The following is a 13,598-nucleotide window of genomic DNA, read 5'->3' on the forward strand; positions in this document are numbered from 1 at the left end:
AAATCTGCCAAAAAAAACAAAAAGTAACTATTTGATAAAATTAATTTAATGTAAAAATATGGCGATAATTACGGTTCTATCAACAACAATAAAAATTGTTCAGGAGTCTTTATGGATGCACTTAGCCGCTTGCTAATGCTTAACGATCCGCAGGGTTCTATTGATCAAAACTGCGTATTGAGCAGAGACTGGCAACTCCCTCATGCAGCAGGTGAGTTATCCGTGATCCGCTGGCATACGGTAACCCAGGGTAGCGCTTTACTGGAGATGCCTGATGGCAACTCTTATACACTGCGTCCTGGTACGGTAGTCATCTTGCCGCAAAACTCCGCGCATCGGTTGTGCCAGTCAGGTGAAGAGCAAACGCATATTGTCTGCGGAAGTCTGCAACTACAGACATCCTCCCGCTATTTTTTAACCGCGCTGCCGGAAGTTTTGCTGCTGGCACCTGGCGAAAATAGCCCCGGTTACCACTGGCTTAAGGCGATGATCGGGCTGATGCAGCAGGAATCATTGAGCATGCTGCCCGGTTCCAACGTTGTGTGCAGCCAGCAATGCGCCACGCTGTTCACGCTTGCCGTTCGCGAATGGTTATCTCAGGCCCCCCCTGCCAAAAATGTGCTGAATCTGCTATTACATCCCCGACTGGGAGCGGTGGTGTTCCAGATGCTGGAATCACCCGCACATCCCTGGAGTGTTGAAGAACTGGCGCAGCGCGCGCATATGTCCCGGGCCAGTTTTGCTCAACTGTTTCGCGAGGTTTCAAACTCCACGCCGCTCGCCGTACTCACTACATTGCGTCTGCAATTCGCCGCCCAGATGCTGTCGCGCGGCGCCCAGCCGTTGGTCGTGATTGCCGAATCGGTGGGATATGCCAGTGAGTCATCTTTTCACAAAGTTTTTCTGCGTGAATTCGGCTGTACGCCTGGTGAGTACCGTAAACGGGTGAAGGCGCTGGAATCATAGCGCCCACCTTCAAAGGATTGAAGGCGAGCGCTACCAGGGGCTATTTCTGGGTGCGATGCCTGTGTAGCCACATCAGCTTATACGCTGCCGGAATGATGAACAGTGACAGCAAAGGTGCCGTGATCATGCCGCCAATCATCGGTGCAGCGATACGGCTCATGACTTCAGACCCGGCTCCCGTTCCCCATAAAATCGGCAGCAGACCCGCAATGATGACCGCGACAGTCATTGCTTTAGGACGCACACGCAGTACCGCTCCGTGGTACAACGCCTCATCCAGTTTATCTACGGTAAAGGTTTGCGGGTTTTCCAGCGCAGGCTCTGCTTCAATGGCGTGGCGCAGGTACATCAGCATCACCACGCCAAATTCGGCAGCCACGCCTGCCAGTGCGATGAATCCTGTCCCGGTCGCGACCGACATATGGAATCCCATCCAGTAGAGAAACCAAATTCCGCCTACCAACGCAAAGGGCACACTGGTGATAATCAACAGTGCTTCGCCAAAACGACGGAATGCCAGATACAGCAGCACGAAGATAATCATCAGCGTCATCGGCACCATCAGTTTAAGCTTGTGGCTGGCGCGCTCAAGCAGCTCAAACTGCCCGGAGAATGCCACGCTGGTTCCCGGTTTTAGCTGGACGTTTTCAGCAATCGCTTTTTTCAGATCGTTCACCACCGACACCATGTCGCGATCGCGGGCATCAATATAGATCCAACTGGTTGGCCGCGCGTTCTCGGTTTTCAACATCGACGGCCCCGAAACCACCTGCACATCTGCAACATCAGCCAGCGTGATTTGCTGTTTCATTGGCGTCAGTATCGGCAGATGCCGTAGCGTTTCTGGGCTATCGCGATAGCTTTGTGGATAACGCAGATTGATCGGATAGCGGGCGATACCTTCAACCGTTTCACTTACCATGGCACCGCCTACCGCTGAGGTGATAAACAGTTGCACATCGCCGACGGTCATCCCATAACGGGCGGCCTTTTCACGATGAATATCTACGCTAAGATAACGTCCGCCGACCAGACGTTCAGCCAATGCGGATGCCACGCCAGGCACCGTTCTTGCGACTTCTTCGATTTGCTCTGCCGTGGCGTCAATATCCGACAACACGGTACCCGAAACCTTAATACCGATAGGACTTTTAATCCCCGTAGAGAGCATATCGATACGGTTACGAATTGGCGGGACCCACAGATTCGCCAGCCCCGGTAAGCGAACGGTTTTGTCCAGTTCCTCAATGATTTTGTCCATCGTCATCCCCGGACGCCACTGATCCTGCGGCTTCAGTTGGATGGTGGTTTCCACCATTTCCAACGGCGCGGAGTCGGTCGCCGTTTCAGCTTTACCGGTTTTACCAAACACGCGCGCCACTTCAGGAACCGTCATGATGAGCTTATCGGTTTTTTGCAGCATATCTGCCGCCTGCGCTGCGGAAATCCCCGGCAAGGTTGAAGGCATATACAACAGATCGCCTTCGTTAATCTGCGGTAGGAATTCGCCCCCAACCTTATTCAGCGGGAAGATGACGGTCAGGATCGACAGCACCGCCACCAGCAGGGTCGTTTTCGGCCAGTGCAGCACTTTCAACAATAACGGGTGGTAAATACGAATCAGGAAACGGTTAAGCGGGTTGCTGCTTTCCGCCGGGATCTTGCCACGGATCCAAAATCCCATCAGGATCGGGATCACCACAATGGCCAGAAACGCAGCACCTGCCATAGCGTAGGTTTTGGTAAACGCCAGCGGACCAAACAACCGCCCTTCCTGCCCTTCAAGGGTGAAGATAGGGATAAACGACAGCGTGATAATCAGTAAGCTAATAAACAGCGCCGGACCGACTTCCACCGAGGCGTTGGTGATGACTTTCCAGCGAGTTTCGTTATCCAGCGTTTCACCCGAATGCTGATGCCCCCACTCTTCCAGCCGCTTATGCGCGTTCTCAATCATCACGATTGCGGCATCGACCATCGCCCCGACCGCAATGGCTATCCCCCCAAGCGACATAATGTTGGCGTTCAGTCCCTGGAAATGCATCACGATAAACGCGATACACAGTCCCAGCGGCAGAGAAATAATGGCCACCAGCGCCGAGCGGATATGCCACAGGAACAGCGCGCACACCAGCGCTACAACGATAAACTCTTCCAGCAGCTTGTAGCTCAGGTTATCAATCGCGCGATCGATCAGTTGACTGCGATCGTATGTTGTAACTACTTCAACGCCTTCTGGCAGACTGCTCTTCAGCGTTTCAAGTTTAGCCTTAACCGCGGAGATCACCTCGCGCGCATTTTTACCGGAGCGCAGGATCACTACGCCTCCTGCCACTTCGCCTTCGCCATTCAGCTCGGCGATCCCGCGGCGCATTTCCGGCCCAATTTGTACGCGGGCAACATCACGCAGATAGACCGGAACGCCATCTGTGCCAGTTTTCAGCACGATATTATTAAAGTCATCAAGGGACTGCAGATACCCACTGGCGCGGACCATATATTCCGCTTCTGCCATTTCGACAGATGAACCACCGGCTTCCTGGTTTGAGGCATCCAGCGCCGATTTCACCTCACCCAGACTGATGCCATATTGCGTCAGCTTCATCGGATCGATGACAACCTGGTACTCTTTGACCACACCACCCACCGAGGCAACTTCCGCCACGTTAGGGATAGTTTTCAATTCATATTTTAAGAACCAGTCCTGCAGGGAACGTAATTGGGCAAGATCATGTTTGCCGCTGCGATCCACCAGCGCATATTCAAATATCCAGCCGACCCCTGTCGCATCCGGTCCCATTTCAGCACTGACGCCAGCGGGTAATTTCCCCTGCACCTGGTTGAGATATTCCAGGACACGGGAGCGCGCCCAATAAGGATCGGTCCCGTCTTCAAAAATGACATATACGTAAGAGTCGCCAAATTGCGAGAAACCACGCACCGTTTTCGCTCCCGGCACCGACAGCATGGTGGTGGTCAGCGGATAGGTCACCTGATTTTCAACAATTTGCGGCGCTTGCCCCGGATAACTGGTTTTGATGATCACCTGCACATCAGAGAGATCGGGCAGTGCGTCAACCGGCGTATTCACAATGGTCCAGGTGCCCCAGATGCTGAGAAACAGCGCCCCCATCATCACCAGGAAACGGTTTGCCACCGAGCGGCGAATAATCCATTCAATCATTTATCATGTCCTCAGTGTGAATGGGTCGCCTGGGCTGGCATCGCGGGTACAGCGAGCGTCCCGTTTGCCTGGGCGCGCATACGATCCAGGGCGCCAGAAATATTCGCTTCGGAATCGATCAGAAACAGACCGCTGGACACCACGTTTTCACCTTCGCTCAAACCAGAGCGAATGGCCGTTAACCCCTGAGACTCATGGAATACGGCTACCTGCTTAGGTACAAATCGTCCTTCATTATCGACGGTGATAACCCGCTGTTCGGTACCGGTATCAATCAGCGCTTTAGACGGGATCAGCAGCATCGGCTCGCTTTGCGTTTTTAGTTGCAGATAGGCATTCATTCCCGGCTTAAGGGCCTCATCCGGGTTATTAACCTGTAGACGAAGCTGGAGCGTGCGCGTCGTGGAATCCACACTCGGCAAAATACTCCATTTGCTAATGGTGAAGGATTTACCCGGCCAGGCAGGTACGGTAATGGTGAATTGCGAGGCGTCTTTAATCAGCCAGGCGATAGATTCCGGGACTGAAGCACTGACCCAAACCGGATCCATTCCCTGAATTTTCGCGACCACATTATCTTTTGAGATGTTCATACCAGTACGTAAATCAAACGCGGTAATCACCCCATCAATAGGGGCCTTCAGGGTAAAGCGGGTCTGAATTTTCCGCGTCGCTTTCAAGCGTTGAATGTCCGCCTCCGGCATTCCCGCCAGGCGTAATCTCTCCAGAATACCTTCAACCTGCGTCGCGCTGCCGCCCGTTTCCCGCAGCAGTAAATATTCACTTTGTGCTTCTACCCAGTCAGGAATTGTCAGATCGATAAGCGGCGAGCCCTGCTTAATTTTGTCGCCCACAGTCAGCGGATAAACTTTCTCGATAAAGCCTGCCGAACGCGCCTGGACAATGACAAATTGATATTCGTTATAACTGACGTTCGCCGGGAAAGTTTGTGCATATTGCAATGGCCCACGGCGCACGGGTTCGGTTTTTAGCCCCAGATTCTGAGTCTGTGTCGGGTCAATACGCACACCCGGTGTGGATGTACTCGCCGTCTCTTCATCGGCATATTTCGGGATCAAATCCATATCCATAAACGGAGATTTACCCGGTTTATCAAACCGCGTATTGGGATACATGGGGTCGTACCAGAATAAAACTCTACGCTCTTCTTTTTTTTGAGCAGCGCCGGTATCGGCCGATACTTTTGCGGATGAATAATAGGTATACACACCGACAGAAATAATTCCGCCGACAATCATGCTGCCGAGAATAAGCGCGGTATTTTTAATATTTAAAGACGCCATAGTGATTTCCATTGCGCGATAGTCTCGCCCGTGTCCAGGAAAACCCGGGCAAGAATAAAAGAGACCAGCGAGATCCGTTATTTACTGATGTGAATATCGCGTAAGACAGAGAGATTTCCCTGCTGAACAAACGTAAATGCAACTTTATCGCCTGGCTGAATATCGTCGGCCCTGGTATCAGATACCAGCGTGAAACGCATCGTCATTGCCGGCCAGTTCACTGCGGGAATAGGTTCATGTTTAATCGTGACTTTTTTGCTATCCATATCAATAGATTCAATCACGCCTGTCGCACTAATCACTTGCTCCTGCTGGGCCGCAGGCGCCATATTCATCATCTCGCCATGCTGATGTTCATTGGCCTGAGCGTTAAACATGACTACAGATAACACAGTAAACAAAGCGGCTTTAGCGGTAGTTTTCATGCAATATACTCCTGAGAATTTAAGATTAAAGATCATTCAACCCAGCCACCGCCTAAGGCAGCAAACAGCTTAATTTCATTAACCTGTTGGGCATAGTTAAGGTCGAGCAACGATTGCTGTGTAGTGAATAAAGAACGCTCGGCGTCCAGTACTTCGATATAACTAACCGCACCATGTTGATAGAGTGCACGAGCGCGTTGCAGCGTGATTTGTAATGAGTCCAGATAACGCTGTTGTCCGGTAATTTGATCGGCAAGGCTTTGACGCAACACCAGTGCATCCGCAACTTCTTTAAATGCGTTCTGAATTTTTTGCTCGTAATTCACCACCGATTGCTGCTGGCGGATTTCTGCTAAATCGAGATTTGACTGATTACGTCCAGCGTTAAAGATCGGAATGTCTATTTTCGGGACAAAATTCCACATGCCGCTGGCCGCATTAAAGAGGCTGGAGAGATCGCCACTGCTGCTGGATACAGAGCTGGTCAGCGTAATCGATGGGAAAAATGCGGCTCGTGCAGCGCCAATATTGGCGTTCGCCGCCAGCAATCCATGTTCGGCCTCCATAATATCCGGGCGCTGCAATAATATTTGCGATGGGAGTGCGGGGGGCAGTGTCACGGGTTTTATATCACCGCGACTGCGCACGCGGTCGTCCGGTAATTTCCCGTACGTCCCCAGTAATAGTTGCAGTGCGTTGTTCGCCTGCGCCAGTTCGCCTTGACGTTTGGCAATATCGCTGCGTGTGCTTTCAATCACGCCGCGAGCCTGCTCCAGTGCCAGCACGTTCGTACTGCCGGTCATCAACTGTTTCTCGACAAACGCATAAGAGCGCTGGTAGTTTTGCAACGTTTCTTCGGCAATTTGCAGTTGCGCATAAGCCAGACGCTGGTTGAAATAACTTTGCGCCACATTAGAAATTAATGAGATATGCACCATTCGACGCGCTTCTTCACTGGCGAAAAAATTCTGCCGATCGGCTTCACTCATATTTTTCAGTCGACCAAAGAAATCCAGATCGAAACTGAGATTCAGTCCCGCTTCAAATTCCCGGTTGGTGCTGCTATCGCCTTTTAATTTCCCGCTATAGGTACCGCTGGAGCCAGCGTTAAGCTGTGGGTAACGATCGGCATCCGTCACACCGTATTGCGCTTTCGCTTCCTGAACCTTCAGTACCGCCATGCGTAAATCACGGTTATTGACCAGCGCCTCACCAATCAACGCCTTCACCTGGGAGTCAACAAAAAAGTTACGCCAGCCCGTATCCTGATATCCCGTCGGGGCCGAAACCAGCGTGTGCTGACTTAAGGAGAATTGCTGCGGAACCGGCAATGCCGGACGTTGATAGTCCGGAGCCAACGAGCAGCCAGCCAGAACAAAAATAGCGCTGAGGGTAAGAAGCTTAAATTTGTACATAGTTCTTCTCGTCCAGACCGGACTGATAACCATAAAAGATGTGTGAATTTATACCTGAATGACTCTGTTTAAGCGGTGACAGGAAAATGACAAAACTGTCATTTTCCCAATAACCGATTGCTATCCGATCCGCCTTCTCTAGAATTGAAAATCCGCACAGCCAGTGCGTGATGGAGAATGTCATGAAGATTTTGATTGTCGAAGATGAAAAAAAAACCGGCGAATACCTGACGAAAGGCCTGACGGAAGCGGGTTTTGTTGTGGATTTGGCGGACAACGGTCTGAACGGATATCACCTGGCAATGACCGGTGATTATGACCTGCTCATTCTCGACATCATGCTGCCCGATGTAAACGGCTGGGATATCGTGCGGATGCTGCGCACCGCCAATAAAGGCATGCCCATTCTGCTACTCACCGCACTGGGTACCATTGAGCATCGGGTCAAAGGTCTGGAGCTGGGGGCTGATGATTATTTGGTTAAACCGTTTGCCTTTGCAGAATTGCTGGCGCGGGTCAGAACGCTGCTGCGACGGGGAGCCGCGGTCATTGTCGAAAGTCAGTTTCAGGTCGCGGATTTAATGGTCGATCTGGTCAGCAGAAAGGTCACCCGCAACGGCACACGCATCACCCTGACCAGTAAAGAGTTTACGCTGCTTGAATTTTTCCTGCGTCATCAGGGAGAAGTGTTGCCGCGTTCGCTGATTGCCTCTCAGGTTTGGGATATGAATTTTGACAGCGACACCAATGCGATTGATGTCGCCGTGAAGCGTCTGCGGGCCAAAATCGATAATGACTTTGAGCCGAAACTGATTCAGACCGTGCGTGGCGTGGGGTACATGCTTGAGGTGCCGGATGGCAACTAAACGATTACAGCGCCCTTTTTCGCTGGCAACACGGTTAACCTTTTTTATCAGTCTGGCGACTATCGCCTCATTTTTCGCTTTCGCATGGATAATGATCCACTCGGTGAAAGTCCATTTCGCAGAGCAGGATATCAATGATTTAAAAGAGATCAGCGCGACGCTGGAGCGTATTATTAACCACCCGAACGAACCGGAATCGCGTCGGCTGGAAACACTAAAAAACGTAGTTTCGGGTTATTCTAACGTCATTATTTCTCTGGAAGATGCCAATCAGAGGGCCATTTTCCATTCACCTAATGCGCCGGATCTTCGTCAGTTTATCGCCTCGGCAACGCCGGATAAAAATGCACATACCCGTAATGTCTTTTTAATTTCCGGCCCAACGCTGCAAACATCAGAACATGCGCACGGGAAAAACGCGTCCTCCAACTGGCGAATGATTCGTTTACCCATTGGGCAGTTGCCAGACGGAAAACCGGCCTATACGTTGTTTATGGCGTTATCGATTGATTTTCATCTGCACTATATTAACGATCTGAAAAACAAACTGATCATGACAGCATCGTTAATTAGCATGATGATTGTTTTTATTGTGCTGTTCGCCGTCTATAAAGGTCATGAACCGATCCGTAATGTCAGTCGGCGCATCCAAAATATCACCTCTAAAGATCTCGATGTTCGCCTGGACCCGCAGGCCGTGCCGATTGAGCTTGAGCAACTGGTCGAGTCATTTAATCATATGATCGAACGAATCGAAGATGTGTTTAAACGTCAGTCCAATTTTTCTGCTGATATTGCTCACGAAATCCGCACGCCAATCACCAACCTGGTCACGCAAACAGAAATTGCCCTCAGCCATCCCCGCAGCACGAAAGAGCTGGAAGATGTGCTCTACTCTAATCTCGAAGAGTTTGGGCGTATGTCGAAGATGGTGAGTGATATGTTGTTTTTGGCACAGGCAGACAATAATCAGTTGATCCCGGAAAAAACAGCGCTGAATCTTGCGGATGAGGTCAGTAAAGTGTTCGACTTTTTCGAAGCCTGGGCGGAAGAACGCGAAGTCAGCCTGCGCTTTGAAGGTCGGGCATGCCGGGTTTCTGGCGACCCGTTAATGTTACGCCGGGCAATGAGCAACCTGCTCTCTAACGCAATGCGCTATACGCCCAAAGGCGAATCTGTCACCGTGCGAGTGAAAGAGGCTGATGATCTCGTGCATATTATTGTGGAAAATCCTGGTACGCCAATAGCCGCGGAACATCTGCCACGACTCTTTGACCGGTTTTATCGCGTCGATCCCTCACGACAGCGTAAAGGCGAAGGTAGCGGTATTGGCCTGGCGATAGTGAAATCGATTGTGATTGCCCACCAGGGAAAAGTCTCCGTGACATCCGACGCTCGCGCTACCCGCTTTATTCTGACATTACCCAAATATGCCGCTTAATAATTATTGGTGGCGCTAATGCGCCATCGATTAAACCTGATATTAATATTATTATTCTCTGACATCATCGTCATAATCCTGTCACCTCACTGACAGCCCCTGATTATTATAATTCTCCTGTAAACCGACACTGGAGAAATATGATGAATAAGATATCTTCCTTTTTAGCTATCGCCTTTTTTATCTCAGTTGGCGTTAATGCGGCAGAAACATCCACAACGCATCAGCAGGCAGCTATGGCTCACGAGATGATGAATAACAGCGATACACCTGCTCATCAGCAAATGGCACAAACACATAAAGCACAGGTGCAGAATAGCCAATCCACGCGGGCTAGTGCACCGTCTTTTTCGCAAATGAATGAACATGAAAAAGCGATGGTCGTTCATCAGTCAATGAATAACAGTCATTCATATTCACATGAGCTGCAGGCGAAAAAACATCGCGAACAGGCAGCAACGCAAGGGTAATCCATCTCTCCACCAAGACACGCGTGCGGGCCAGGATAGCAACATAGCCTGCGCGCTTTCCCGTGGTTAGTGTCAATTTTAACCGTCCCAAAGAGCGCTGAGATCACAGCGCTCTTACATTCTGTGCGTTACAGTATGCTGCTTTAACGCTGGAGTCAGGCATGGCTTTAACCCTTACGGTGTTACTTGAAAACAGGCGCGCCCGCGGTGCAGAAAAAGTCCTACGGGCAAAACCTGGATTAAGTCTGTTAGTTCAGGATGAAACCACCACGATATTATTTGATACCGGGCCTGATGACAGTTTTAGGCACAATGCCGCATTAATGGGCGTAGACTTGTCTCAGTTAACCGCTGTCGTGCTCTCACATGGTCACTATGATCACTGTGGCGGCGTCCCGTGGCTTCCCGATAACAGCCGCATCATCTGTCATCCACACATTGCCTGCGAACGTTACGCTGCGTTCACGCTTGCAGGATATACCCGTAAAATCAAGAAATTATCGCGCGATAATGATTACTCTCGTCTGCAGATGGCGTACTCCCGTGAGCCTTTGCCCCTTAGCGAACGCTTTCTGTGGTCAGGAGAAATATCCGTATCCGCACCGCAGGCCTACGGTGTCATCAATGAGAATCCTCCCCAACGCGACTACATCACTGACGAAGGGGTATTGATATACAAGTCAGACCGTGGATTAGTCATCATTACCGGCTGCGGACACCGGGGCATCGCCAATATCGTCGCTCACTGCCAGCAAATAACGGGCATCAGCAAAATTCATGCCCTGGTCGGCGGCTTCCATTTACGCTGCGCATCGCCCTATACGTTATGGCAAACCCGACGATTTATTAAACAACAGCAGCCAGAAAAACTTCTCGGCTGCCACTGCACCGGCGCGTGGGGACGTTTGTGGTTACCAGGACAAGAAGCCCCCGCGACAGGAGATGTTATTGTGCTGGCCGAATAATAATCACCATTGTGGTTGTTGTATCTTCATCACATAACATTCATGAATATCAAAATGCGCGCACAATCTTGATCTGGTCACTTATTATACAGAAATAAAGTTCGCTACACTCAGGACAGAGGTAAACAAACAGGAGGTAGTGAATATGTATCGCTCTATTCTGGTGCCCATTGATATCTCTGAAGCCGATTTAACTCGCCATGTTATTCCGCAGGTTGAAGCGCATGCAAAAACCGCTAAGGTCCATTTTTTAGCGGTCATTCCTACCGTTCCGTTCTACGCATCACTCGGGCTTGCCTACTCCAACGAGTTCCCGGACAGAAGTGGTATACAGGCGAAAGCCACCGAAAAGCTCGACGACATTGTTAAGCAATTCAATATCCCCGCCGGCAGAACGCAGACCCATGTGGTTTATGGCCCACCGAAAGATCAGATCCTTAAACTGGCAGATGCCGTGGACGCCGAATTGATCGTCATTGCATCCCATAAACCGGGTTTCAGCACCTATCTGTTGGGGTCAACCGCCGCTGCCGTAGTACGTCATGCCAAATGCCCCGTACTTGTTGTGCGGTGATATTGGTTAGAAAAACAGGAAAACGGGAGCGATCAGGCTCCCGTTTTTATATCCCCAAAACGCTGCAGAAAAAGTGAAATTCAGAGCCGCTGATGTAGACGTTATGCCTACTGGAATAAAACTTTGCCGGGAGGATATTTTATCGAAATGGTACGCCCTGTAGGATTCGAACCTACGACCTACGGCTTAGAAGGCCGTTGCTCTATCCAACTGAGCTAAGGGCGCATAGAGAAGTGATGACTTCATGCAGATGAAACGCGTGAATTATACGGTCAGCGCCTGCTGAGTCAATGCCTTTTGTTCCGGTTGCTGACGAAGTGTACGAATGTTGTTTTTTTCTGGTCGTTCATGGGGTTCCAGGAAATCACCTGGTAATAACTCAGCCAGCATAATGCGGGATTTAAGGTTACAAGTATTTAGAAAATTAATGATTTTGCTTAACATTCCCCAACCCCTTCCCTGCTGTTCAGGACCTCGTCAATGTTAAGTATCGCTATCAAGGAAGAAAATAGTCATTTCGAACATGGGCTGAAAATCATCATCTCCCGCCTGGCAAATGAGTGGCATCAGGACATCTGCTTTTTACCTACCGAAGATATCGATCGCGCAGACATCGCCTTTATTTCACTGGATGACGATTGGCTCAGCGCAGGATGTTATCAGGTTCCCGTCCACACCAGACGCCAGCATCGGGTTATCATCTGCAACGGAGGCGATAAAGATAAGCTGATGTTTCGTCCCTGCCTGTATATGCTGCCGCTTATCTATCGCGAAGATAATGTTGAAGCGATAACCCAAAAATTGATTCTGATTCTGCAAAAACGCGCGCTCCGCCACAGTGTGCCTGCAACCATCTGCCATTACTGTACCACCCGCCACTTTTCAGTGGAGGAACGCCAGTTTTTAATGCTACTTGCCAGCGGTAACACGCTCGCTGAAACAGCACATCTTCTCTCCATCAGCGATATCCAGGCCAGAGCAACTCGCCGCCGTATTATGAAAAAGCTGGATGTGAAAAATGATCAGCAATTTTTAAGGTATATCAGGGCGCACCTGAGTTTTCTGCAACAGTAGAGTGAATCTTGCGGTCGGGCATTTTATTGAGAAATGTCTCATCATCAATTAAGTATCGGCACCTACTGTACCTAATCGCATGCTGCCAGAATACCCTATGTATATTATTTCCGGGGAAACAAATAGACACACTCGGTAATATTTGCTCTGACGCCAGGGGGGATATCGTGGCACCGAGCCTGCTATTATGGAATGATAAATCTGAGTACTCGGTCTTTACCGCCAAAAACAGCGATGCAGAACCCCTGCAATTCGCACTTAAATTCGAGCCCATTGTCGATTTGTCTACCGCGTTGAGATACGGTTGTGAGGTCCTCACACATCTTCCCGCCAATATAAACAGTGAGAAATATTTTCACCAACTGTCGGTTCAGCATCGACAGCATCTGTTTTATCAGCAAATTGACAAAATTAAGTGCTACCAACAGGGACTGCGCTACTCACTGAATTTACCGATGCAAGCCTTTCTGAGTTGGCCGCTATTCCATTCCCTGATTACGCCCTCTCCGTCCAGCTTGATTATCGAAATACAAGATCCAAATACATTTTATTCTTTAAGTACACCCCAGCGGGCGATCGTCTACGGCGTAATTCAACATCTTGAAGACCATGGTATCCCAATATGGCTGGATGACGTCAATGAGGAACTGCTTGGCACATTCACCGCAGCCAACTGGCATTTGTCAGGGGTGAAGTTAGATAAAAATACGTTCTGGACACTCAGTCATGTGCCGGAAAAACTCCGCCAGGTTATTCAGATGGGGCGCGCAATCGCCAGCCTGGTGGTAGTTGAAGGAATTGAAACGCAAAAACAGCAGGAAATTGCCCTGCGCGCTGGCGCAAATTTGGGTCAGGGATATTTGTGGCCAGCCATTTATCCAGAGCAGGCGCAATAGATACGGACAGGGAAAAAG

13 protein-coding genes and 1 tRNA gene are annotated in these 13,598 nt (G+C 50.0%); 8 read left to right on the forward strand and 6 right to left on the reverse strand.

Annotation, left to right across the window (positions count from 1 at the left end):
- Positions 1–111: 111 nt before the first annotated feature.
- Positions 112–966, forward strand: coding sequence for a reactive chlorine-specific transcriptional regulator RclR (gene rclR, locus FDX24_RS17200; protein WP_137364667.1), 855 nt, complete (start codon positions 112–114; stop codon positions 964–966).
- Between the two features lie 40 nt (positions 967–1,006).
- Here the strand turns inward: rclR and FDX24_RS17205 are convergent, their stop codons facing one another.
- The 4 genes from FDX24_RS17205 to FDX24_RS17220 all read right to left on the reverse strand — a co-directional run bounded on the left by FDX24_RS17205 (position 1,007) and on the right by FDX24_RS17220 (position 7,294).
- A complete protein-coding gene (locus tag FDX24_RS17205; protein ID WP_137364668.1) occupies positions 1,007–4,150 on the reverse strand; it encodes a CusA/CzcA family heavy metal efflux RND transporter in 3,144 nt (1,047 codons plus the stop codon).
- Between the two features lie 11 nt (positions 4,151–4,161).
- Positions 4,162–5,454, reverse strand: a complete 1,293-nt coding sequence (locus tag FDX24_RS17210; RefSeq protein WP_121584339.1) for an efflux RND transporter periplasmic adaptor subunit — start codon at positions 5,452–5,454, stop codon at positions 4,162–4,164.
- A gap of 77 nt (positions 5,455–5,531) precedes the next feature.
- Entirely contained in the window at positions 5,532–5,879 is a 348-nt protein-coding gene (cusF, locus tag FDX24_RS17215; RefSeq protein ID WP_061067467.1) for a cation efflux system protein CusF, read from the reverse strand.
- 32 nt (positions 5,880–5,911) lie between these two features.
- A complete protein-coding gene (locus FDX24_RS17220) occupies positions 5,912–7,294 on the reverse strand; it encodes an efflux transporter outer membrane subunit (RefSeq protein ID WP_048212366.1) in 1,383 nt (460 codons plus the stop codon).
- A 182-nt stretch (positions 7,295–7,476) separates the two neighbouring features.
- On the opposite strand from FDX24_RS17220, the gene cusR reads away from it, so the two are divergent.
- The 5 genes from cusR to uspF all read left to right on the forward strand — a co-directional run bounded on the left by cusR (position 7,477) and on the right by uspF (position 11,610).
- Positions 7,477–8,160, forward strand: coding sequence for a copper response regulator transcription factor CusR (cusR, locus tag FDX24_RS17225; RefSeq protein ID WP_048212367.1), 684 nt, complete (start codon positions 7,477–7,479; stop codon positions 8,158–8,160).
- Positions 8,150–9,601: a Cu(+)/Ag(+) sensor histidine kinase gene (locus FDX24_RS17230; RefSeq protein WP_048212368.1), complete on the forward strand. Its 1,452-nt coding sequence runs from the start codon at positions 8,150–8,152 to the stop codon at positions 9,599–9,601. The genes cusR and FDX24_RS17230 overlap by 11 nt, the downstream gene beginning before the upstream one ends.
- 143 nt (positions 9,602–9,744) lie before the next feature.
- A complete protein-coding gene (locus FDX24_RS17235) occupies positions 9,745–10,071 on the forward strand; it encodes a copper-binding protein (protein WP_137364746.1) in 327 nt (108 codons plus the stop codon).
- A gap of 161 nt (positions 10,072–10,232) precedes the next feature.
- Positions 10,233–11,036: an MBL fold metallo-hydrolase gene (locus FDX24_RS17240; protein ID WP_048212370.1), complete on the forward strand. Its 804-nt coding sequence runs from the start codon at positions 10,233–10,235 to the stop codon at positions 11,034–11,036.
- 145 nt (positions 11,037–11,181) lie between these two features.
- On the forward strand, positions 11,182–11,610 hold the full coding sequence (gene uspF / locus FDX24_RS17245; RefSeq protein ID WP_061067464.1) for a universal stress protein UspF: 429 nt from the start codon (positions 11,182–11,184) through the stop codon (positions 11,608–11,610).
- A 148-nt stretch (positions 11,611–11,758) separates the two neighbouring features.
- Here the strand turns inward: uspF and FDX24_RS17250 are convergent.
- Both FDX24_RS17250 and FDX24_RS17255 read right to left on the reverse strand, forming a co-directional pair.
- Positions 11,759–11,835 (reverse strand) — tRNA-Arg (locus tag FDX24_RS17250).
- Positions 11,836–11,874: 39 nt separating this feature from the next.
- Positions 11,875–12,054 carry a hypothetical protein gene (locus tag FDX24_RS17255; RefSeq protein ID WP_040232627.1) on the reverse strand — a complete coding sequence of 60 codons (180 nt, stop codon included), beginning with the start codon at positions 12,052–12,054 and terminating at the stop codon, positions 11,875–11,877.
- Positions 12,055–12,090: 36 nt separating this feature from the next.
- Between FDX24_RS17255 and fimW the strand changes: the two genes are divergently transcribed.
- Positions 12,091–12,684: a fimbria biosynthesis transcriptional regulator FimW gene (gene fimW / locus FDX24_RS17260; protein ID WP_048212373.1), complete on the forward strand. Its 594-nt coding sequence runs from the start codon at positions 12,091–12,093 to the stop codon at positions 12,682–12,684.
- A gap of 167 nt (positions 12,685–12,851) precedes the next feature.
- Positions 12,852–13,580, forward strand: a complete 729-nt coding sequence (locus FDX24_RS17265; protein WP_075551397.1) for an EAL domain-containing protein — start codon at positions 12,852–12,854, stop codon at positions 13,578–13,580.
- Positions 13,581–13,598: the final 18 nt, after the last annotated feature.

Origin of the sequence: Citrobacter sp. wls716, from assembly GCF_005280975.1 — a bacterium.
Taxonomy (GTDB): Bacteria; Pseudomonadota; Gammaproteobacteria; order Enterobacterales; family Enterobacteriaceae; genus Citrobacter; species Citrobacter youngae.

Coding starts and splice junctions, on each gene's coding strand:
- rclR (WP_137364667.1), top strand. CDS start 112: ATGGATGCACTTAGCCGCTTGCTAATGCTTAACGATCCGCAGGGTTCT.
- FDX24_RS17205 (WP_137364668.1), bottom strand. CDS start 4,150: ATGATTGAATGGATTATTCGCCGCTCGGTGGCAAACCGTTTCCTGGTG.
- FDX24_RS17210 (WP_121584339.1), bottom strand. CDS start 5,454: ATGGCGTCTTTAAATATTAAAAATACCGCGCTTATTCTCGGCAGCATG.
- cusF (WP_061067467.1), bottom strand. CDS start 5,879: ATGAAAACTACCGCTAAAGCCGCTTTGTTTACTGTGTTATCTGTAGTC.
- FDX24_RS17220 (WP_048212366.1), bottom strand. CDS start 7,294: ATGTACAAATTTAAGCTTCTTACCCTCAGCGCTATTTTTGTTCTGGCT.
- cusR (WP_048212367.1), top strand. CDS start 7,477: ATGAAGATTTTGATTGTCGAAGATGAAAAAAAAACCGGCGAATACCTG.
- FDX24_RS17230 (WP_048212368.1), top strand. CDS start 8,150: ATGGCAACTAAACGATTACAGCGCCCTTTTTCGCTGGCAACACGGTTA.
- FDX24_RS17235 (WP_137364746.1), top strand. CDS start 9,745: ATGAATAAGATATCTTCCTTTTTAGCTATCGCCTTTTTTATCTCAGTT.
- FDX24_RS17240 (WP_048212370.1), top strand. CDS start 10,233: ATGGCTTTAACCCTTACGGTGTTACTTGAAAACAGGCGCGCCCGCGGT.
- uspF (WP_061067464.1), top strand. CDS start 11,182: ATGTATCGCTCTATTCTGGTGCCCATTGATATCTCTGAAGCCGATTTA.
- FDX24_RS17255 (WP_040232627.1), bottom strand. CDS start 12,054: ATGTTAAGCAAAATCATTAATTTTCTAAATACTTGTAACCTTAAATCC.
- fimW (WP_048212373.1), top strand. CDS start 12,091: ATGTTAAGTATCGCTATCAAGGAAGAAAATAGTCATTTCGAACATGGG.